The organism is Lelliottia wanjuensis (genome assembly GCF_030238365.1).
GTDB classification, from domain to species: Bacteria; Pseudomonadota; Gammaproteobacteria; order Enterobacterales; family Enterobacteriaceae; genus Enterobacter; species Enterobacter wanjuensis.
The window spans coordinates 51,957-73,498 of the sequence record NZ_JASSOT010000057.1 but is presented as its reverse complement, the minus strand read 5'-3'; the positions used below and the strand labels follow the sequence as shown (position 1 = coordinate 73,498).

General features: G+C 58.5%; 19 protein-coding genes. 10 read left to right on the top strand and 9 right to left on the bottom strand.

Going from position 1 to position 21,542, the window contains the following annotated elements:
- Window positions 1-49: 49 nt before the first annotated feature.
- Window positions 50-1,507, bottom strand: a complete 1,458-nt coding sequence (rmuC, locus tag QQF33_RS10450) for a DNA recombination protein RmuC (protein ID WP_285145506.1) — start codon at window positions 1,505-1,507, stop codon at window positions 50-52.
- Between the two features lie 138 nt (window positions 1,508-1,645).
- The gene (gene udp, locus QQF33_RS10445; protein ID WP_154128911.1) at window positions 1,646-2,407 is read right to left on the bottom strand and encodes a uridine phosphorylase; all 762 of its coding nucleotides are present in this window, start codon (window positions 2,405-2,407) and stop codon (window positions 1,646-1,648) included.
- 251 nt (window positions 2,408-2,658) lie between these two features.
- Between udp and QQF33_RS10440 the strand changes: the two genes are divergently transcribed.
- The 8 genes from QQF33_RS10440 (at window position 2,659) to QQF33_RS10405 (ending at window position 11,089) form a co-directional block, all read left to right on the top strand.
- On the top strand, window positions 2,659-3,462 hold the full coding sequence (locus QQF33_RS10440) for a dienelactone hydrolase family protein (RefSeq protein WP_285145507.1): 804 nt from the start codon (window positions 2,659-2,661) through the stop codon (window positions 3,460-3,462).
- Window positions 3,463-3,733: 271 nt separating this feature from the next.
- Window positions 3,734-4,402 (top strand): cysteine hydrolase family protein, encoded by a 669-nt coding sequence (locus tag QQF33_RS10435; RefSeq protein ID WP_285148763.1) that lies wholly within the window; start codon window positions 3,734-3,736, stop codon window positions 4,400-4,402.
- Window positions 4,403-4,518: 116 nt separating this feature from the next.
- The gene (gene fdrA, locus QQF33_RS10430) at window positions 4,519-6,075 is read left to right on the top strand and encodes an acyl-CoA synthetase FdrA (RefSeq protein ID WP_285148764.1); all 1,557 of its coding nucleotides are present in this window, start codon (window positions 4,519-4,521) and stop codon (window positions 6,073-6,075) included.
- Window positions 6,072-7,493, top strand: a complete 1,422-nt coding sequence (locus tag QQF33_RS10425) for a YlbE family protein (RefSeq protein ID WP_285148765.1) — start codon at window positions 6,072-6,074, stop codon at window positions 7,491-7,493. The genes fdrA and QQF33_RS10425 overlap by 4 nt, the downstream gene beginning before the upstream one ends.
- Entirely contained in the window at window positions 7,490-8,449 is a 960-nt protein-coding gene (gene arcC / locus QQF33_RS10420; RefSeq protein WP_285148767.1) for a carbamate kinase, read from the top strand. Before QQF33_RS10425 ends, arcC begins: the two co-directional genes overlap by 4 nt.
- Window positions 8,450-8,470: 21 nt before the next feature.
- Window positions 8,471-8,860: an allophanate hydrolase-related protein gene (locus QQF33_RS10415; protein ID WP_285145512.1), complete on the top strand. Its 390-nt coding sequence runs from the start codon at window positions 8,471-8,473 to the stop codon at window positions 8,858-8,860.
- Window positions 8,861-8,884: 24 nt separating this feature from the next.
- Window positions 8,885-10,105 (top strand): cytosine permease, encoded by a 1,221-nt coding sequence (locus tag QQF33_RS10410; protein ID WP_285148768.1) that lies wholly within the window; start codon window positions 8,885-8,887, stop codon window positions 10,103-10,105.
- 78 nt (window positions 10,106-10,183) lie between these two features.
- Window positions 10,184-11,089: a LysR substrate-binding domain-containing protein gene (locus QQF33_RS10405; protein ID WP_285148769.1), complete on the top strand. Its 906-nt coding sequence runs from the start codon at window positions 10,184-10,186 to the stop codon at window positions 11,087-11,089.
- A 144-nt stretch (window positions 11,090-11,233) separates the two neighbouring features.
- Here QQF33_RS10405 and metE read toward each other — a convergent pair whose 3' ends face one another.
- Window positions 11,234-13,495: a 5-methyltetrahydropteroyltriglutamate--homocysteine S-methyltransferase gene (metE, locus tag QQF33_RS10400; protein WP_285148770.1), complete on the bottom strand. Its 2,262-nt coding sequence runs from the start codon at window positions 13,493-13,495 to the stop codon at window positions 11,234-11,236.
- A gap of 116 nt (window positions 13,496-13,611) precedes the next feature.
- Between metE and metR the strand changes: the two genes are divergently transcribed.
- Complete coding sequence (metR, locus tag QQF33_RS10395; RefSeq protein ID WP_282493928.1) at window positions 13,612-14,565, top strand: HTH-type transcriptional regulator MetR; 954 nt, start codon at window positions 13,612-13,614, stop codon at window positions 14,563-14,565.
- Here the strand turns inward: metR and QQF33_RS10390 are convergent.
- From QQF33_RS10390 to pldB, 3 genes are all read right to left on the bottom strand, one after another.
- Window positions 14,453-15,352, bottom strand: coding sequence for a carboxylate/amino acid/amine transporter (locus tag QQF33_RS10390; RefSeq protein WP_285148771.1), 900 nt, complete (start codon window positions 15,350-15,352; stop codon window positions 14,453-14,455). The two genes, metR and QQF33_RS10390, sit on opposite strands and share 113 nt — an antisense overlap.
- Window positions 15,353-15,434: 82 nt before the next feature.
- A complete protein-coding gene (gene yigL / locus QQF33_RS10385; protein WP_282493926.1) occupies window positions 15,435-16,235 on the bottom strand; it encodes a sugar/pyridoxal phosphate phosphatase YigL in 801 nt (266 codons plus the stop codon).
- Window positions 16,236-16,260: 25 nt separating this feature from the next.
- Complete coding sequence (gene pldB, locus QQF33_RS10380; RefSeq protein WP_095283874.1) at window positions 16,261-17,253, bottom strand: lysophospholipase L2; 993 nt, start codon at window positions 17,251-17,253, stop codon at window positions 16,261-16,263.
- Window positions 17,254-17,362: 109 nt separating this feature from the next.
- On the opposite strand from pldB, the gene rhtB reads away from it, so the two are divergent.
- Window positions 17,363-17,983, top strand: coding sequence for a homoserine/homoserine lactone efflux protein (gene rhtB / locus QQF33_RS10375; RefSeq protein WP_112012613.1), 621 nt, complete (start codon window positions 17,363-17,365; stop codon window positions 17,981-17,983).
- A 50-nt stretch (window positions 17,984-18,033) separates the two neighbouring features.
- Here the strand turns inward: rhtB and rhtC are convergent, their stop codons facing one another.
- From rhtC to pldA, 3 genes are all read right to left on the bottom strand, one after another.
- On the bottom strand, window positions 18,034-18,657 hold the full coding sequence (rhtC, locus tag QQF33_RS10370) for a threonine export protein RhtC (protein ID WP_095283876.1): 624 nt from the start codon (window positions 18,655-18,657) through the stop codon (window positions 18,034-18,036).
- 61 nt (window positions 18,658-18,718) lie between these two features.
- Window positions 18,719-20,548 carry an ATP-dependent DNA helicase RecQ gene (gene recQ, locus QQF33_RS10365; protein ID WP_285145518.1) on the bottom strand — a complete coding sequence of 610 codons (1,830 nt, stop codon included), beginning with the start codon at window positions 20,546-20,548 and terminating at the stop codon, window positions 18,719-18,721.
- 90 nt (window positions 20,549-20,638) lie between these two features.
- Window positions 20,639-21,508 carry a phospholipase A gene (gene pldA / locus QQF33_RS10360; protein WP_282493922.1) on the bottom strand — a complete coding sequence of 290 codons (870 nt, stop codon included), beginning with the start codon at window positions 21,506-21,508 and terminating at the stop codon, window positions 20,639-20,641.
- Window positions 21,509-21,542: the final 34 nt, after the last annotated feature.

Below are 21,542 nucleotides of genomic sequence, written 5' to 3'. Positions count from 1 at the left end.
AGTCAAATGTTCGTGAAGTGTATCAGATTGGACGCGATTGCCCTACGATTCAACCACCCTGAAAGAATCGTTCTGACGCCGTTTCGGGCGCCGCTTGCGCGGCTAAATCATTGTCATCACAGTCCATATTTTGTTCATCGACGCCTTCGCGCAGACGGTATTCTTCATCCTGCGCCGTGGCCTGTTCCGCCAGTTCCGGATTAATCTCGCGCTTCACCTCCACGCCCAGCGTGCGGAAGGCCTCGGCCTGCGAAAGCAAATTACCGCGCCCGGAAGCGAGTTTTTTCATTGCCTGGCGATAGTTATCCTGCGCGCGATCCAGGCTTTGCCCTACAGAGGACATATCGTCGACAAACAGGCGCATTTTGTCGTACAGCTTGCTGGCGCGGTCAGCGATCTGCTGCGCGTTGCGGCTCTGATGTTCGTAACGCCACAGGTTGGCAATAGTACGCAGCGCCACCAGTAGCGTGGTCGGGCTAACCAGCATAATGTTGTTTTTCAGCGCCTCGGTAATCAGCTCCGGCTGCCTGTCGAGGGCCAGCAGGAACGCCGGTTCGACGGGGATAAACATCAGCACATAGTCCAGCGAACGCAGACCGGGCAGTTGCTGGTAATCCTTGCGGCCCAGCATGCGGATGTGGTTTCGCACCGAGGCGATGTGCTCCTGCAGCGCGGATTCACGGGTGAAATCGTCTTCGGCATTGAAGTAACGCTCGTAGGCGACCAGCGTCATTTTGGCGTCAATCACCACGTCTTTGCCCTGCGGCAGCCGCACGATCACATCGGGCTGCATGCGCGAACGGGTATCGGTTTCGATGCTGACCTGGGTTTGATATTCATAGCCTTCACGCAGGCCGGACGCTTCCAGCACGCGGGTCAACACCACTTCTCCCCAGTTGCCCTGAGTTTTGTTGTCACCCTTCAGCGCCCGCGTCAGGTTAACCGCCTCCTGCGCCATTTGCGCATTCAGCTGCTGGAGATTACGGATTTCGTGGGCCAGCGTGTGGCGCTCGCGCGCTTCCATACCAAAGCTGTCCTGCACCTGTTTGCGAAAACCGTCGAGCTGTTCGCGCAGGGGGGTCAGCAGGCCGTTCAGACTCTGGCGGTTTTGTTCGTCGACGCGGCGGTTGCTCTGCTCGAATATGCGGTTGGCGAGGTTTTCGAACTGCTCGCTGAGGCGCTGTTCGCTGTTGATCATCTGGCGGATTTTGTCTTCCGCATGCAGTTGGGTAGATTCCAGACGGGTGGTGACTTCGCGGAGATCCGCTTCGAGGGAGGTGTTGATGTCGCGCAGGTTGCGCAGTTCGTTGTTGAGCAGCTCACACTCATCGCGCCAGTGGGCGCTCTGGGCCAGCTGCTGTTTCGTCGCGCTCAGCTCCGCGACCATCTCTTCGCGGTCAATCAGCTGTTCCGCTTTATGCTGCGCATGTTGGTAGCCTGAAATCAGCCAGCCAATGGCCAGCCCCGCCAACGCTATCGCCGCATAAATGATGATTGAGATATCCACACCGCCTCCTGCATCAAACCGTTACCGCACAAAATAGAATTGTGCTGTATAAACGTCCAGTTTAAAAGGGTTTTCCTGCGAGGCGCTACGCAAAAAGAAAAGGCCGAACGCGTCGGCCTTATACAGAATGCAGTGTGATTAGATCAGGCGGCGAGCCGCTTCAACCACGATTTTCACCGCGTGGCTTTCGGTCTGCTTCATGGTTTCAGCGTTCGGGATCTCTTGCTGAGTACGGTTGACGATCACGCCCGCCACCATGCCCGCACGCAGACCCTGGCTTGCGCACATGGTCAGCAGCGTTGCCGATTCCATCTCATAGTTCATGACGCCCATTGACTGCCACTCTTCCATGGAGCCTTTGAAACGGCTGACTACACGACCAGAGAAGGTGTCGTAGCGCTCCTGGCCAGGGTAGAAGGTGTCAGAAGAGGCGGTCACGCCGATGTGGGTGGTTGCACCGATAGATTTAGCCGCTTCAACCAGCGCTGTCGTACATTCGAAGTCCGCAACCGCCGGGAATTCCATTGGCGCGAAGTGCAGGCTTGCCCCATCCAGACGCACAGACGCGGTGGTCACCAGAACGTCACCGACGTTGATGTGCGGCTGAATCGCACCGGTCGTACCGATACGCAGGAAAGTACGAATGCCCAGCTGCGCCAGCTCTTCCACAGCAATAGAGGTAGACGGGCCGCCGATACCGGTCGAGCACACGATAACCGCTTTGCCGTCCAGCTCTGCACGCCAGGTGGTGAATTCACGATGCGCTGCCAGCTTGACCGGCTTATCCATCAGCGCGGCGATCTTTTCCACACGCTCAGGATCGCCCGGGACGATAGCCAGCGTAGCCCCTTGTAGATCGTTTTTAGTGAGGCCGAGATGAAAAACATCAGACTTAGACATAGGTGACTCCTCTGTGGGTCGGTGTGTCAGAAGAAGTAAAACGGTACTTTACAGAAGCACCAGGCTTAATTTCGTGACACACCTCACCATGAATGAAAATGGTTGCAGTTAATTTCCATAAAATAGTGATTTACATCACATTAACAAGTTATATCGTTCAGCGCTGCACAAAAGATAGCCCGTTTCGGGCACTGTGAGTTGTTAACTTGAGGTCTATATTTACTTTTGCGCTAACAGGTACGGAGAATACCATGACACAAAAGACCCATTTTGCACCTGCTGCAGCCCCTCACGCCGCGACCATCGTCTCCACCTCAGAAGAAGCCATTTCCGCAGGCGAAACCTCGATCCCCACGCAGGGTGAGAACATGCCCGCCTACCACGCTCGCCCGAAAGAGGCGGACGGTCCGCTGCCAATCGTGATTGTGGTGCAGGAGATTTTTGGCGTTCACGAACACATTCGCGATATTTGCCGCCGTCTGGCGCTGGAAGGTTATCTGGCCGTCGCACCAGAGCTCTATTTCCGCCAGGGCGACCCCAACGACTACAGCGATATCCCGACCCTTTTCAGTAATCTGGTCAGCAAAGTGCCGGATGCACAGGTGCTGGCCGATCTGGACCACGTCGCCAGTTGGGCCGCGCGCAACGGCGGCGATCCGCATCGTCTGCTGGTCACCGGTTTTTGCTGGGGCGGGCGCATCAGCTGGCTGTATGCCGCCCACAATCCGCAGCTGAAGGCTGCCGTGGCCTGGTATGGCAAACTGGTCGGTGAGAAAACGCTGAATTCGCCGAAGCATCCGGTGGATATCGCCACCGATCTCAACGCGCCGGTGCTGGGGCTGTACGGCGGGCAGGATACCGGGATCACCCTGGAGAGCGTGGACACCATGCGCCAGGCACTCCGCGCCGCCAATGCGAAAGCCGAGATCGTGGTCTATCCCGACGCGGGCCACGCCTTTAACGCCGACTATCGCCCGAGCTATCACGAAGAGTCCGCCAAAGACGGCTGGCAGAGAATGCTGGCGTGGTTCAGGCAGTATGGCGTCAAAAAGTGATTATCTGGCCCTGGTACACACCGGGGCCAAATTAAGTGTATCTGATCACAGACTTGCGACAATTTTTTTCATGGAAACCACCTCACGCATCAACTTTTTTGTTGCTGGCTCCAATGTTATGACTCCCCTCACACTCCCCCTGCGCTGCACTCGTCTGATACAAAAAATTCGTTGCTGTGCGTAAAACTATTTTCCTGTTTAACCCTACTTTTCTCCTGGATACTCAGTACCAGACCAAATGAATCGTCATTCTGCGAACAGGAGATTTACCATGACGCAACACGAGTTTCATGCCCAACCTTTTGCGCTGCCTTTTGATCCGCAAACTACGGCGCTGGTGATGATTGATATGCAGCGCGACTTTGTCGAAGCCGGTGGTTTTGGCGAAGCGCTGGGCAACGATGTTTCGCTGGTTCGAACGGCGATTGGACCCTGCAAAAAATTGCTAGCGGCAGCCCGCGACCGGGGCGTGCTGGTGATCCATACCCGTGAAGGCCATCGCGCCGATCTGAGCGATTGTCCGGCGGCGAAACTGACGCGCGGCGGTAAAACCTTTATTGGCGAACCCGGTCCGATGGGCCGCATTCTGGTTCGCGGCGAAGCGGGACACGATATTATCCCTGAGCTTTACCCCGTTGCCGGTGAACCGGTCATCGACAAGCCCGGCAAAGGCGCGTTCTATCAGACCGACCTGCATCTGATTTTGCAAAACCACGGTATCAAAACCCTGATCGTCTGCGGCGTCACCACCGAAGTGTGCGTCACCACAACCGTGCGTGAAGCCAACGACCGCGGCTACGAGTGCATCATTCCCGAAGATTGCGTCGGCTCCTACTTCCCTGAATTCCAGAAATACGCGCTGGAGATGATCAAAGCCCAGGGGGCGATTTTCGGCTGGGTCAGCGATGCCAGCGCCATCATCGAAGGGCTGAAAGGCTAACTTACCGCTCAACACTTTCGCACCACCGTTAATTTTCCGTAGCGCCCGATAACCCGCTATGCGGGTTTCTGCTGCCGTCATACGGCCATCGGGCCGCAACCACCAGGCATAACGCTATGAATGTTAAGCACAAGATTTTTAAAAACCTCTATCAAGACTCCGTCTCACTGATGCAGATCTCCGCGCGCATCAGTAAATTGCCGGGGATCCAAAACGCGTCAGTGGTGATGGGAACCCCCACCAACCTCGACCAGATCCGCGATGCCGGAATGGGCGACGATCTGCCCGCCGGTCCTAACGACCTGATTATCGCGGTGATGGGCGAGGAAGCCGCCTGCACAGAGGCGCTCACGCTCGCAGAAGAACGACTGAACAGCAAGCCGGACGAAGGTCAGGCCGATACCAAAGCCCCGGATGTGGTGAGCATGGAGATGGCGCTGGAGCAAGTGCCGGACGCGAATCTGGCGCTGATCTCCGTCCCTGGCGACTACGCCGCAGCCGAAGCCATTAAAGCGCTGAACCTCGGCATGAACGTGATGATGTTCAGCGATAACGTCAGCGTTGAGCAGGAAAAAGCGATCAAAATCCTCGCCCGGGAACGCAACCGCATCGTGATGGGGCCAGACTGCGGAACGGCGATTATCAACGGGATCCCTTTAGGCTTCGCCAACGTCGTGAAACGCGGCGAAATTGGCGTGGTTGCCGCGTCGGGTACGGGTTTGCAGGAAGTGACCTGCCGTATCGATCAGCTCGGGGCAGGGATTTCCCAGGCGCTGGGCACCGGCGGGCACGATCTGAGCGAGCACATCGGCGGAATTTCTATGCTGTTCGGCCTGCAGGCGCTGGCTGAGGACGAGTCGACCCGCGTCATTGTGCTGATCTCCAAGCCCCCTTCACAGGCGGTTGCCGAGCGCATTCTTGAGCTGGCGCAGTCCGCCGGGAAACCGGTAGTGGTGAATTTCCTCGGCGCAGATCCACAAACGGTGAACCGCCCGAACGTCACCGCCGCCACCACGCTGGCGGGTACCGCAGATCTCGCCGTCGCACTGCTCAACAACCAGCCGCTGCCAGAGACGCATCTCGAATCCTCGCAGGCGGAACTCGCCATGCTGCAACAGTTCAGCCTGCACCTGTCCGCCAGCCACCAGCTTATTCGCGGCGTTTTTGCAGGCGGGACGTTCTGCTATGAAGCCCAGCTGATCTGCCAGCAAAACGGCTTTACCGCCTCGTCAAACACGCCGGTGTCAGGCAATCACAAACTGGCAGATATCTGGCAGAGCAGCGGCCATACGCTGATCGACATGGGCGACGATGATTTCACGCGCGGTAAGCCGCACCCGATGATCGACCCTACCCTGCGCAACCAACGTCTGATCGCCGAGATTAAGGATCCGCACACCGCCGTGGTGTTGTTCGATTTGGTGCTGGGCTACGGCGCATCGGAGGCTCCGGCTACCGAACTCCTTGAGCAACTGGCTCATATCGATAAACAACATGCGCCCGTTCTGATTGCCCACGTCTGCGGCACAGAAAGTGACCCTCAACAACGTAGCCGTCAAATCAGCGCTCTGCGCGAGGCGGGCGTGATCATCGCCAGCAGCAATGCTCAGGCCGCCTTTTGGGCAAGCCAGGTGGCGCAGATTCAGATGCAAAAGAAGGAAATCAGCGAATGAACACCCTATTTACCCAACCGCTGAAAGTGGTCAACGCCGGGCTTCAGAGCTTCGCCAGTAATATTCAAAAAGTGGGTGGTGACGTGACGGCGCTCAGCTGGCAGCCGCCCGCTCAGGGCGATGTCGCCGCAGGGTTAGATCTCGCCGCGTTGCTGTGCCATCCGCGGGTTGAGCAGGCGAATCAGATCGCCATGGAACGTTATCTCAACGCTCAACCGGCTCTTGTCGACGTGATGTTCGCCCACGAAGCAATCCCCGCCATGGCCGAGCGGAAGCTGATTCTGCACTCTGGTCCGCCGATTAGTTGGGAGAACATGTGCGGCCCGGTGAAAGGGGCAATTGTCGGCGCGATGCTGTTTGAAGGCTGGGCCACCAGCCACGAGCAGGCCGAGTGTCTGATTCTGGCGGGCGATATCAGCCTGGAACCCTGCCACCACTACCACGCCGTCGGCCCGATGGCGGGGATCATCAGCCCGTCGATGCCGCTGTGGGTGATTGAGAACAAAACCAACGGCCAGCGGGCTTTCAGTAATTTCAACGAAGGGCTGGGCAAGGTGCTGCGCTTCGGGGCCAATAACGACGAAGTGCTCAATCGCCTGAGCTGGATGCGCGACGAGCTGGCCCCGGCGCTAAAAGCCGCCGTCCACCAACTGGGCGAGCTGGAGCTGAAACCGCTGATGGCGCAGGCGCTGCACATGGGTGATGAGGTTCACAACCGCAACGCCGCGGCGACCGGGCTGCTGATTAAACGTCTGCTGCCCGCCCTGCTGAGCTGCAATCTGCCCCTCGACAATGTGCAACGCGTGGTCGCCTTTATCACCGGCAACGACCACTTCTTCCTCAACCTGTCGATGGCCGCCTGTAAAGCGATGATGGATGCCGCCGCCAACGTACCGTTCAGCTCGATGGTGACGGTGATGGCACGCAACGGCGTGAACTTCGGGATCCGTCTGTCGGGCACGGGTGACCAGTGGTTCCAGGCCCCGGCTAACGCCGTCGAAGGGTTGTTCTTCCCAGGCTACGGCGTGAATGACGCCGCCGCCGATCTGGGCGACAGCGCGATCACTGAAACCGCAGGCGTCGGCGGGTTTGCGATGGCCTCCTCTCCGGCGATTGTGAAATTCGTCGGCGGTACACCGGCTGACGCCACCAATAACAGCCGCCGCATGCAGGCTATCACCCTGGGCGGGAATCCGGCCTTTACCCTGCCCGCACTGAATTTCGCGCCCACCGCCGCCGGGATTGATGCCCGCAAAGTGGCCGACCGCGGCATTCTGCCGGTGATCAACACCGGGATCGCCCATAAACAGGCGGGCGTCGGCCAGATAGGGGCTGGCATCACCACCGCGCCGATGACCTGCTTCGTCGAGGCGATTAGGGTCCTGGCGAAAGAAGTTCAGAACGGAGATAAAGCATGAGTAAGCCTCTGGCTGTGGTCGCCGTCGGCGGCAACGCGCTGATCCAGGACGATCGCCGCAACAGCATTCCCGATCAATATGCCGCGGTGATGGAGAGCGTCACGCACATCACCGACATGGTAGAAGCAGGCTGGGATCTGGTTCTCACCCACGGTAACGGCCCGCAGGTGGGCTTTATCCTGCGCCGCTCCGAGCTGGCAAGCGGTGAAGTTTCGCCGGTGCCACTGGATTACGCCGTCGGCGATACCCAGGGCGCAATCGGCTACATGTTCCAGAAAGCGCTGCACAACGAACTGGCGCGCCGCGGCATTCACAAACCGGTGGTGACGCTGGTCACCCAGACCCTGGTGAGCCAGCACGATGACGCCTTTTCCAACCCGAGCAAACCCATCGGCGCTTTTCTGGATGAAGCCACAGCGCTGGAACGACAGCAGCAGCTGGGCTGGACGCTGATGGAGGACGCCGGACGCGGCTGGCGGCGCACGGTGCCGTCTCCGGCGCCGCTGGAGATCATCGAGCGCGACACCATCGCGCAGCTGGTCCGCCAGGGTTACATCGTCATCGCCTGCGGCGGCGGCGGGATCCCGGTGATCCGCGATGAACATCAGCAGCTGACAGGCGTGGAAGCGGTCATCGACAAAGATCTCGCCTCCGCCCTGCTCGCCAGCCAGCTGGGGGCCGATCTGCTGGTCATCCCGACCGGCGTGGAGAAAGTGGCGATCAATTTTGGCACTCCAGAGCAGCAATGGCTGGATTCACTCGACACCGCTGAAGCGCGAACACTTTTACAGGCAGGCCAGTTTGGCGTGGGCAGTATGCAGCCGAAGGTCGAGGCAATTCTCGATTTCGTGACCGCCAGCCAGCAGCAGGGCAAACAGGCCAGCGGCCTGATCACCAGCCCACAGGCTATCAAAGCGGCGCTGGCCCATCAGAACGGCACCTGGATTACCCCTTAAAATTTACCGGAGAAAATGATGATGAAAACCACCCTGCTGGCCGTCAATGGCACCCTGATGCGCGGCCTCGAACTGAACAAGAATATGCAAAAAGCGGGCGGCGTCTTCGTGCGCGAAGACCGTACCGACGCCCATTACCGTCTGTGGAGTATTCAGGATCGCCATCCGGGTATGATCCGCGTGGCAACGGGCGGCACTCACGTTGAGCTGGAGATCTGGGAGCTGCCGCTGGCGAGTTTCGCTGACCTGCTGATGAGCGAACCCGCCGGGCTGGCCATCGGGAAAGTGAAGCTCGAAGACGGCAGCGAAGTGCTGGGCGTGCTGGCGGAAAACTGGCTGACCGAAGGGCAACGGGAAATCACCGAACTGGGAAGCTGGCGCAAGTACACCGGGCATTTCCATATCGCGTAACGCGCGTTTCAGAGGGAATAAGATATGCGTAAAGCAGAAGAAAACAGCAATACCGCCTCCGGGTTACGCATTGCCATGATTTTGCTGGGCATTGCCGTGACGCCGGTCCTGCTGTCGTCCTCAAGCCTCGGCAACCAGCTCTCCAGCAGCAGCCTGATGAGCGTGCTGCTGTTAGGCGGGCTGATTCTGGCGATCCTTTCCGCCATCACCATCAGCGTCGGCGAAAAAGCGCGTCTGCCGACCTACGGGATTGTGAAGTATGCCTTTGGCGAAAAAGGGGCGATTGCGATCAACATCCTGATGGCGATTAGCCTTTTCGGCTGGATCTCGGTCACGGCCAATATGTTCGGCCACTCGGTACATGATGTGCTGGCCCAGCACGGGCTGGAGCTGCCTGTGCCGCTGCTGGTCGCGGCGGGCTGCGTGATTTTCGTCGCCTCCACCGCCTTTGGTTTTGCCGTGCTGGGGAAAGTGGCGCAGGTGGCGGTGCCCGTTATTGCGCTGGTGCTGTGTTATATCCTCTATGTGGCGACGCACAGCGCCGTGGCCGCACCTGCCGCGGTCAACAGCATGAACACCGGCGTGGCGGTCTCTACCGTGGTCGGGACGATTATCGTGTTGGTCGCCACACTGCCCGATTTCGGCAGCTTTGTGCATAACCGCAAACACGCGCTGATTGCCGCGGGCGTGACGTTCCTTGTCGCCTACCCGCTGCTGTACTGGGCAGGCGCGACGCCGGGTGCGATCAGTGGGAAGGGTTCGCTGTTGGGGGCCATGGCGGTGTTTGGCGCGGTGCTTCCCGCTGCCCTGCTGCTGATTTTCGCCTGCATCACCGGTAACGCCGGGAACATGTTCCAGGGAACATTAGTGGTTTCCACGCTGCTGACCCGCTTCCCGAAATGGCAGATTACCGTGGCGCTGGGCGTGCTTTCGGCCATCGTCGGCAGTCTGGATATCATGGCGTGGTTTATTCCGTTCCTGCTGTTCCTCGGGATCGCCACCCCGCCGGTGGCCGGGATTTATATCGCCGACTTTTTCCTTTATCGCCGCAACGGCTATCAGGAATCGGTGCTGACGCAAGAACCTCAGGTCAAAGTGCTGACGTTTATCGCGTGGATTGCGGGCGCGGCGGTCGGGTTTATGACGGTAAAAGGCCTGTTCACCCTGACCACCATTCCGTCTGTGGATTCGATTGTTGTGGCCTGCGTCGCTTACGCATTACTGAGTCGGATAGGTCGCAGCTAGTTCCTGAGTATAATTGGCATCATCTTCACGGCTGAATCGGTCACCGGTTCAGCCGCACTTTGCCGACCAGGAATGCTTATGTTTATCTCTGACGAAACTCTCCGCGTGATTCATCTGGTCGCCAGATACCAGAGCATCACCTCCGCCGCGGAACAGCTCAACAAAGTGCCCTCCGCCATCAGCTATACCATCAAGAAAGCCGAAGAGGCGCTGGGCGCGGATCTTTTCATTCGTAAAGGTCGCTACATTGAGCTGACTCCCGCGGGCTCGTATTTCATCGAACACAGTAAAACAATTCTGACCGATATGGACGCGCTGCGGCGCAACACCGTGCTGGTGCACGACGGCATTGAGCGTGAGCTCACGATCGCCGCCAATAACATTATCCCACCGGCGGTTCTGGCCGCGTTTATTGCCGATTTCGAGCGCCAGTTTACCTCCACCACCCTGACGGTGAGCCTTGAGGTGTACAACGGCTGCTGGGATGCGCTCTACAGCCGACGCGCCGATCTGGTGGTGGGCGCGCCGCATGCGGTGCCGAGTACGGAGGGGATCATCAGCGAGCCGATTGGTCAGATGGAGTGGGATTTTGTCGTCAGCCCGCAGCATCCGCTCGCCGGGGCGCGCCATCCGCTGGAAAACACCGAGCTGCGCCAGTATTCCGCCATCTGTATTCGCGATACCTCCGTCAACTTTACGCCGCTCCATGCGTGGCTACTGGAAGGACAAAAGCCGCTGTTCGTCCCGGATTTTGCGATGGCGATTGCGCTGATTGAGCAGAATGTGGGGATCGGCTACATCCCGCATCATCTGGCATTGCCGCTGTTAAATAGCGGGACGTTGTTGAAAAAACCGATGCGCGAACATAAGCATGCGACCAAGCTATTTCTGGCCGCGCGTTCAGACGGGATGGGGAAGGTGTGTCGCTGGTGTATGGATTATTTCCAGCAGCCGGAGACGCGAGCACGGTTGAGCGGGGGATAGTTTGTTGCCGGGTGGCGGCCTACAGGTTGGTTTTGTAGGCCCGGTAAGCGCAGCGCCACCGGGCGGAATACCGCACGAACATCAACATTGAGCCGGGTGGCGGCTTCGCCTTACCCGGCCTACAAGTGCTGCCTCGTCGCTGGGTTACGCCTGACGCAGGTTCTGCGCGGCTTTCACCATGTTCGCCAGCGCGGCGCGAGTCTCAGGCCAGCCGCGGGTTTTCAGGCCGCAGTCCGGGTTAACCCACAGACGCTCCGCCGGAATACGCTGGGCGGCTTTCTGCAGCAGGGCTTCAATCCATTCCACGCTTGGCACGTTCGGGGAGTGAATGTCGTACACGCCCGGCCCGATTTCGTTCGGGTAGTCGAACTCTTCGAACGACTCCAGAAGTTCCATATCTGAACGCGAGGTTTCGATGGTGATCACGTCCGCATCCAGCGCGGCGATGGAGTCCATGATGTCGTTAAATTCGCAGTAACACATGTGGGTGTGGATCTGCGTGTCGTTCTTTGCCACCGCCGCGTTGATGCGGAAGGCTTCCACGCCCCACTCCAGGTACGCCGCCCAGTCGCTGCGACGCAGCGGCAGACCTTCGCGCAGCGCCGGTTCGTCAATCTGGATGATGCCAATCCCGGCCGCTTCCAGATCCGCCACTTCATCGCGCAGCGCCAGAGCAATCTGCTTGGCGATGGTTTCGCGGGTCACGTCTTCGCGCGGGAAGGACCAGCAGAGAATGGTCACGGGACCCGTCAGCATGCCTTTCACCGGTTTGTCGGTCAGAGATTGAGCGTACTTCGCCCACTCGACGGTGATCGCTTCCGGGCGGCTGACGTCGCCGATGACGACCGGTGGTTTCACGCAGCGGGAGCCGTAGCTCTGCACCCAGCCGTTCTGGGTGAAGACGAATCCGTCCAGGTGCTCGCCGAAGTATTCCACCATGTCGTTACGCTCAGCTTCACCGTGGACCAGCACGTCCAGACCCAGACGCTCCTGCTCAACAATCGCCTGCTTGATGTGTTCCGCGATGCCGGTGCGGTAGTTGTTGGCGTCGAGATTGCCTTTTTTGAAGTCCAGGCGCAGGCCGCGGATTTCAGTGGTCTGCGGGAAGGAACCGATGGTCGTCGTCGGCCAGGCCGGCAGATTGAAGCGCGCACGCTGAGCTTCTGCACGCACTTCGTAGGCGTTTTCACGCTGGCTGTCTTTGGCGGTGATCGCCGCCAGACGTTTTTCCACCGCCGCGTTGTGAACGCGAGTCGAGTGACGGCGCGCCTGAATCGGAGCGCTCCATTCGGTAATCGCCGCCGTGTCGCCGCTGTTCAGCGCATCGCGCAGCAGCGCCAGCTCTTCACATTTCTGCAGGGCGAAGGCAAACCAGCTCTTCACTTCCGCATCCAGACGCGTTTCAACGCTCAGGTCGATCGGGCTGTGCAGCAGGGAGCAAGACGACGCCACCCACAGGTCACGTTTGCCGACGATGTCTTTAATCTGCGCGTATTTCTCGGTGAGATCGGCGCGCCAGACGTTACGACCGTTCACCAGACCGGCAGAGAGCAACCAGTCAGACGGCAGACGCTGGTGAATTTCCGCCACGTCATCTTTGCCGTGAACCAGGTCCACGTGCAGACCCTGGACCGGCAGCGCGGTAATGGTGTCGAGGTTCGGCGTGACGCCTTCGAAATAGGTAGTCAGCAGCAGTTTGACCTGGCCTGCCAGCGCGTCGTACGCCGGTTTGAAGGCATCCAGCCATTCCTGCGGCAGCTCCAGCACCAGCGCTGGTTCGTCGATTTGCACCCACTCGACGCCGCGTTTAGCCAGCTCAGCCAGCACCTGTTGGTAGACCGGCAGAATGTCGTTCAGCAGGCTCAGGCGGTCAAACTGTTCGCCTTTCACTTTGCCCAGCCACAGGTAGGTCACCGGGCCGAGCAGCACAGGTTTGATTTTATGGCCCAGCGCCAGGGCTTCGTCCACTTCATCCAGGATCTGGGTCCAGGTCAGTTTGAACTGCTGGCCCTTCACAAACTCCGGCACCATGTAGTGATAGTTGGTGTTAAACCATTTGGTCATTTCCGCGGCGGCGGCGGGCTCACCGGTCGGTGCGCGGCCACGGCCCAGACGGAACAGGGTGTCGATATCTACCGATCCATCGTTGTTCTGATGACGAGCCGGCACGTTGCCGAGCAGCAGGCTGGTGGTCAGAACATGGTCGTACCAGGCGAAATCGCCCACCGGCAGCAGATCCACACCTGCCTGTTTTTGCTGATCCCAGTGGCGAGCGCGCAGTTCACGCCCCACCGCCAGCAGTTCGTCACGCGTGGCGTTGCCCGCCCAGTAGCTTTCTTGTGCTTTTTTCAGCTCGCGGCGCAGGCCAACGCGAGGGAAACCGAGGGTGTGGTTAATAATTGTCATGTCGCTGCCTCTTATGGAATTCGTTATTTAGCCGTCCAGATGTTTACACATCTATAATTGGCAGGTACTGTATATTCCTCAAGCGCAAAATGTTCATGGCGAAGTGAAGGACTTTCATGATCGAGATAAAACACCTGAAAACGCTACAAGCGTTGCGGAACTGCGGTTCGCTCGCAGCGGCTGCGGCCACGCTGCATCAAACACAATCCGCCCTGTCACACCAGTTCAGCGATCTGGAACAACGCCTTGGCTTCCGTCTGTTCGTGCGTAAGAGCCAGCCGCTGCGCTTTACGCCGCAGGGCGAGATTTTGCTGCAGCTGGCGAATCAGGTGCTGCCGCAGATCGCCAGCGCGCTACAATCCTGCAATGAACCGCAGCAGACGCGGCTGCGCATTGCCATTGAGTGTCACAGCTGTATTCAGTGGCTAACGCCCGCCCTGGAAAATTTCCGCCAGAACTGGCCGCAGGTGGAAATGGACTTTAAATCGGGCGTGACCTTTGACCCGCAGCCCTCCCTCCAGCAGGGCGAGCTGGATCTGGTCCTGACCTCCGATATTCTGCCGCGCAGCGGTCTGCACTATTCGCCGATGTTTGATTATGAGGTGCGCCTGGTGCTGGCCCCGGATCATCCGTTAGCGCTGAAAACCCGCGTCACGCCGGAAGATCTGGCGACCGAAACCCTGCTGATTTATCCGGTGCAGCGCAGTCGTCTGGATATCTGGCGTCATTTCCTGCAACCGGCAGGCATCAGCCCGAACCTGAAGAGCGTCGATAACACCCTGCTGTTGATACAGATGGTGGCGGCGAAAATGGGGATCGCGGCGCTGCCGCACTGGGTGGTGGAGAGTTTTGAACGCCAGGGTCTGGTGGTGACCAAAACCCTGGGCGAGGGACTGTGGAGCCGACTTTACGCCGCAGTGCGCGATGGCGAGCAGCGTCAGCCGGTGACGGAAGCCTTTATTCGCTCAGCGCGGAATCACGCTTGCGACCACCTGCCGTTTGTTCGGAGCGCGGAGCGACCCAATGGCGATGCACCCATAGCGAAGCCAGGATCACCGTCCCCCCAATAATAAAGCTTGGCCAGTGCGGTTGTTCCTGCCAGATCGCCAGGTTTACCAGCAGCCCTGCGGGCACGTGAACGTTGTTCATGATGCCCAGCGTCCCGGCGTCCACCTGCGTGGCACCGTAGTTCCACATAAAGTAGCCCAGCCCTGATGCGACCACACCCAGCCAGACAAGCACGCTCCACTGCAGCGTGGTGGTCGGCAGTTTTTGCGGATTGCCGAGCATAAACCACGCCACCACCGCGACGATGAACGCCCCCATGTAGAACCAGGCGAAGGCGTTGTGCTGCGGCATCGGGTGGATCTCCATCAGGCGTTTGTAGCCCACCATCCCAATGGCAAAGCTGATGTTCGCCAGCTGGACAAACATCAGGCCGGTCCAGAAGTGATCGCTCACTTTTTCGTAGCGAATAATCGCCGCTCCGGCCACCGCCAGCAGCGCGCTCAGCACGTAGCCCCAGCGCAGGCGGCGTTTGCTCAATAGGTCATAGATCAGGGTGATATAGAGCGGCGTCAGCACCGTAAACAGCAGGAACTCCGAGACCGACAGATAGACATACGCGCGGAAACTGAACAGGTACATGATGCCGAGCTGCATCGCGCCCACCAGCATGTACAGCAGAATGGTTTTGAGCGTTTGTCCGCGCAGGCGCAGAAACGGCAGGAACACCAGCGCCGCCAGCCCGACGCGCATCAGCACCGAGAAGTAGCTGTCGACGTGTCCGGCAAGGTATTCACCGATCAGGCTGAACGAGAAGGCCCACAGAATAGTGGTGATAATGAGTAGCGCCACAATGCATGTCTCTCAGAAAGAAGGACTGGCATTGTAGCGAACTCTTCAGTTGACAACTGAGCAATAAACAATCAAATGAAGATTATTCAAGGAACAGCTTGCGCAGGTAGTTCGGCACGGCGTTGTCGGCGTTGGTGCCGATCACTTCCAGCTCCGGATGCATGTCTTTCAGACGCTGGTGCGCATTTTCCATGATGCAGCCTTTCCCGGCCATCGACAGCATTTCCGCGTCGTTCATGCCGTCGCCAAAGGCGATGCAATCTTTCAGCTCGTAGCCCATGCGTTTCGCGACCGCTTCCAGCGCGTGGCCTTTCGACACGCCGCCCGCCATCACTTCCAGACAGGTCAGAGTGGAGAAGCTGACGTTGACGCGATCGCCCCAGCGCGCGTTAATCGCCTGCTCCAGCGGGAGCAATTCTTCGTGGCTTTCGCAGGTGAAGAACACTTTGCTGATCCCTTCTGGCTCAAGTAAACCTGGCTCGTACAGGGTGTAGTTGAACACCGCTTCCTTGAAGAAACGCATCTCATCCGGGCGATGACGGTTCATAAACCAGTCGTCGTTGCGGTAGACGTTAGTGACGATCTTCGGGTTGCTATGCACCACGCCAAACAGGTCGGCGGCGATGTCGCGGTCGAGGTTATGGGTGAAGATCAGGTTGCCGTCGGTGTCGTGTACGCGCGCACCGTTGGAGGTGATCATGTACGCTTTAATGTCCAGATTATCGCGGATCTGCCCCACATCCACGTGGTGGCGGCCCGTCGCGAAAACGAAGTTCACGCCACGAGCAGTCAGGAGTTTTAAGGTTTCTTTCGCGTAAGGCGACAGGGTGTGATCGGGGGAAAGCAGCGTGCCATCTAAATCAGATGCGACAACCTGGTACATAGGAAAATTTAACCTCAATAGGAAATCAGTTATGCCTGTCGAAAAACTCGACGATGGCGTTGAGCGCGACTGAGCGCATGGTGTCCTTTTCAAAAAGGATCTCATGGTACGCGCCCTTTATGACCAGCGGTTTTTCCCCTTCACAGGGATGTCCGGCGGCGGCGCGCAATTCACAAAAACGGTCGTGCATGCGGTTATCCACCACACGCTCTTCTTCGGCCTGAATCAGAAGCGTCGGCGTCGCATCTTTATTGACACCCGCGAGCGCTGATTCACCCGCGCGGATGCCCTCACGCACCCAGTGGTACGTTGGCCCACCGACGCGCAGACGCGGCTCATCGGCGTAAAAGCGCAGGTTGCGGCGATAGCGCTGTCGGCTGTGCGTCAGCACGTTCATGGCAAACGGCAGGGCGCGCCAGCGACCGGTACCGATCGCGTAGCCTTCACGAATGCGCTGATGGCCCTCAGCCCAGTCGAGAATATGGCGCACCATCCAGTCCGGGAAGCGCATCACGATGCCAAACATCGGCGCGGTAAGCGCAATGGCATCGCACTGATGCGGGTGACGTTGTAAAAACAGCGTCGCAATTGCCCCGCCCATCGAGTGCGCCAGAATGTAGCGTTTGCGCCACGGACCGGGCTGCACTTCCTGCTCCCAGAACGCAGCGAGATCGTCGACATAATCGCTGAAATTCACCACATGCCCACGGTGCGTGTCCGATAACAACCGCCCGGAGCGCCCTTGCCCACGATGGTCGATTATCAACACATCAAAACCAAGATGGAAAAGGTCGTAAGCCAGTTCAGCGTATTTGACGTAACTTTCGATTCGACCGGGACAGACAACGATCACACGGTCGTTTTTGACATCCCGAAAACGCACAAAGCGCACCGGAACATTATCCACGCCGGTAATTTCGGCCTCTTCGCGCTGACGCCAGAAATCGGTCAGCGGCCCCATGGAGAAAGCAGCAAATGCGTTCTCGCGTGTTTCCCAGTCCTTTTTCTGCTGAAACATCGGGTTTCCACCCCTGTAAGCCAAGGAATATCGTTTTTTCAGGACGCATCGCACAACGACGCGACAATAGCGTATTGTGGCATAAAAATAGACGATTCGGGAGTTTCAAATGACCTTCGAGTGGTGGTTCGCTTACCTGCTGACATCCATCATCCTGAGCCTTTCCCCTGGCTCCGGCGCGATCAATACCATGACCACGTCCATTAACCACGGCTATCGCGGCGCGGCTGCGTCCATTGCCGGACTACAGACCGGGCTGGGGATTCATATTGTGCTGGTGGGGATTGGGCTCGGTACGCTGTTCTCGCGTTCAGTGCTGGCGTTTGAGGTGCTGAAATGGGCGGGCGCGGCGTATCTGATTTGGCTGGGAATCCAGCAGTGGCGCGCGGCGGGCTCAATCGACCTGAATACCCTCGCCCACACGCAGACGCGCGGTCGTCTGTTCAAGCGCGCGGTGTTCGTGAACCTGACCAACCCGAAAAGCATCGTGTTTCTCGCCGCCCTCTTCCCGCAGTTCATCGTCCCGCATCAGCCCCAGGTGATGCAGTACGTGGTGCTGGGTGCCACGACCATTATTGTCGATATCATCGTGATGATTGGTTACGCGACGCTGGCGCAGCGGATTGCGGCGTGGATTAAGGGGCCTAAGCAGATGAAGGCGTTGAATAAAGTGTTTGGGTCGTTGTTTATGCTGGTGGGGGCGTTATTGGCTTCGGCGAGGCATGCCTGAATGAGAAAAGCCGGATGGCGGTGCACGCACCTTATCCGGCCTACGAAAACTTAGCGCGAAATAATCAGGTGAATCCCAAACCCTGCAAACAGCGCACCGGCAAAACCGTCGATCCACTTCGCCAGACGCTGATAGCCGCGACGCATGGACGGTAAGGCGAACAGGCTCGCCACCACGGTGAACCACGCGAAGGTTTCGACGACGATCAGCAGGAAAATACCCCAGCGCGCGCCTGCGCCGACGTCGTCACCGACGAACAGAGAAAACACCGAGCCGAAATAGATAATCGCTTTGGGGTTGGCAAGGTTGGTCAGTAATCCGCGCACAAAGCTGCGACCGCCGGTGGCCAGCTCCACTTTCGGCTCTGGCGCAGCAACGCCCTCTTCTTTCTTCAGCGCACCGCGCAGCATCTGGTAGCCCATCCAGCACAGATACAGGCCGCCGCCGACCATAATGATGTTATGCAGCCAGGCCATTTTCGCGAGGATCAGGTTCAGGCCGAGCAGCGCCACGGCAGCCCAGACCATTACGCCCATGGTAATCCCGAGCACGCCCATCATCGCCTCTTTACGGGAGCGGCTGACGGCGGTCTGCGAAACGAAGAAAAAGTCAGGGCCAGGGCTCATCAGCGCAACGATGTGCACCAACGCCACAGTGAGGAATAGCATCAACATAATTAACTCGCGGGAGAATAGTTCAGTGAGTCACCATCCTGGCACTTTTTAGCCGGGCTGACTACTCCTCATCGTCACCATCCGCATGAGAGCGGATCAGCGCCATGAACTCTTTGCCGAAGCGCTCGAGTTTGCGCGTCCCGACGCCGTTAACGCTGAGCATTTCACCGGCGCTGAGCGGCATCTGCTCGGCCATTTCAATCAGCGTCGCATCGTTAAACACCACATACGGCGGGATGTTCTCTTCGTCGGCGATCGCCTTACGCAGCTTGCGCAGTTTGGCAAACAGCTTGCGGTCGTAGTTGCCGCCGTAGGATTTTTGCGCCACGCGTGGTTTCAGGGCAATGACGCGCGGAACCGCGAGCTGGAGTTCTAACTCGCCGCGCAGCACCGGGCGCGCCGCTTCTGTGAGCTGGAGCGCAGAGTGCTGGGCAATGTTTTGCGTGGCAAAGCCGAGATGAATCAGCTGGCGGATAATGCTCACCCAGTGCTCGTGGCTCTGTTCGCGACCAATGCCATAGACCGGCAGCTTGTCGTGGCCCATCTCGCGGATACGTTGGTTATTCGCCCCGCGCAGCACTTCCACCACGTAGCCCATACCAAAGCGCTGGTTCACGCGGTAAATGGTTGAGAGCGCCTTACGCGCGTCCATCAGGCCATCGTACTGCTTCGGCGGATCGAGGCAAACATCGCAGTTGCCGCACGGCTCCTGACGCCCCTCACCAAAATAGTTAAGCAGCACCAGACGACGACAGGTTTGCGCTTCGGCAAACGCGCCCATCGCATTGAGCTTGTGACGTTCGATATCCAGCAGCTGACCCTGCGGTTTTTCTTCCAGACAGCGGCGCAGCCACGCCATATCCGCCGGATCGTAAAACAGCATCGCTTCCGCAGGCAGACCGTCGCGCCCGGCGCGGCCCGTCTCCTGATAGTAAGATTCGATATTACGCGGGATGTCGAAATGCACCACGAAGCGCACGTTCGGCTTGTTGATCCCCATCCCGAAGGCGACGGTGGCGACCACGATTTGCAGGTCGTCGCGCTGGAATTTCTCCTGCACATCGGCGCGGATGTGGTTTTCTAAACCGGCGTGATAGGCCGCGGCGCTAAAGCCACGGTTTTGCAGACGCGCGGCGGTGTCTTCCACCTTCGCGCGGCTGTTGCAGTAGATGATGCCGGATTTGCCGCGCTGCTCCTGCACGTAGCGCAGAAGCTGGTCCGTCGGCTTGAATTTTTCCATCAGCATGTAGCGGATGTTAGGGCGGTCGAAGCTGCTGACCTGAATGAACGGATCGTTCAGCCCGAGCAGACGCACGATATCCAGACGCGTAGTGTCATCCGCCGTGGCGGTGAGCGCCATAAACGGCAGCGCCGGGAATCGCTGACGCAGTTGGCCGAGCGCGGCGTATTCCGGACGGAAATCGTGTCCCCACTGGGAGATACAGTGCGCTTCGTCGACCGCCAGCAGCACCGGGTTCCAGTGCGCTAAATGATCGAGGAAGTTATCCAGCATCAGGCGTTCAGGGGCGATGTACAGCAGACGAATCTGCCCGGTACGGCAGCCCGCCATTACTTCCTGCTGCTGTTCGCGGGTCTGGGTGGAGTTGATACAGGCAGCGGCAACGCCGTTCGCCAGCAGCTGATCCACCTGGTCTTTCATCAGGGAAATGAGCGGCGATACGACGACCGTGAGGCCGTCCAGCACCAGCGCGGGCACCTGATAGCAGAGCGATTTCCCGCCGCCAGTCGGCATGACCACCAGACAGTCACGGCCTTCCAGCACGGTTTCAATGATGGTTTCCTGGCCAGGGCGGAACTGCTGATAGCCAAAGGTTTCCTGCAAAACCTGTTTAGCCAGCGATTCCTGATTCATTACTTCCGCCTGCGCCACGTTAACCCCATTTGCCAGATACAAAACAGGCGCTATTTTCAGCGCCTGAGAGAGAAACTTCAACGTTTAACGCAAAAACATTCGAGCAGGCTAGAAAAGATCGTTCAGCATCACGCCCACGCCGACGCGCGTTTGATTAAAGTTGTAGTCGATCAGCGACTCGCCGTAACCGCTGTACACCTGCGTATAGATACGCACGTGTTTGGTCATCGGGTAGCTTAAGCCCAGCTCTGCGCCGCCGTAGCCGGTATTCCAGTTGTACTGACCTTTGGCGCTCAGCACCGCGTCGCCCAGCTGATAGCCGATTTTGAGCTGATAGTAGCCCATGTATTTGGTGATATCCGGGTTGTCATCCGTATCGCCAATCACATACCACGGCTTCACTTCCACCATCCAGTTGCCGTTTTGCGCCATCAGGCGGGTGTAGAGACGGTTCCAGCTGCGGGAAGTCGGGTCGGAACGCCCGTTGGAGTCGTGGTTGAAGCCAAACTCCACGTCGCGCAGCGTCCAGCCCGCGAATTCGTCGTCGGTCGCAAAGCCAAGGAACAGCTGCGGCTCATAGTTGGTTTCACGGAACGGAGAGGATTCGCCGCTGTTGGAGAGCTGCCACCAGGATTTCTGCGTGTAAGAACCGCCCAGAACCGAGTTCGGCCCCAGAATGCCGCGCCAGAACGGGAACGCCAGGCTGAGCTGGAATTTCACTTCGTCTTTGCGCGCATTATCGGACCAGTTGTAGGAGCTGATCGCTTCTTTGTTCAGATCGCTGGTCTGGGTGTAGATCACATAGTTGGTGTCGTACGGGTAGAGCGTGAACGGATTGTCATGCTCCTGAAGCAGGTTAGCGATAATGCTGCCGCGCACGGCGGGTTTATCGTGTACCTCTTTGAGCGTCGCTTCCTGCGCAAATGCTGTGAGGGGCAGCGCAACCGCCGCCAGTAACCAACCCAGATACATCCGCATCGGTGGTGTTCTCCTGCAAATTAGAAATTATGTG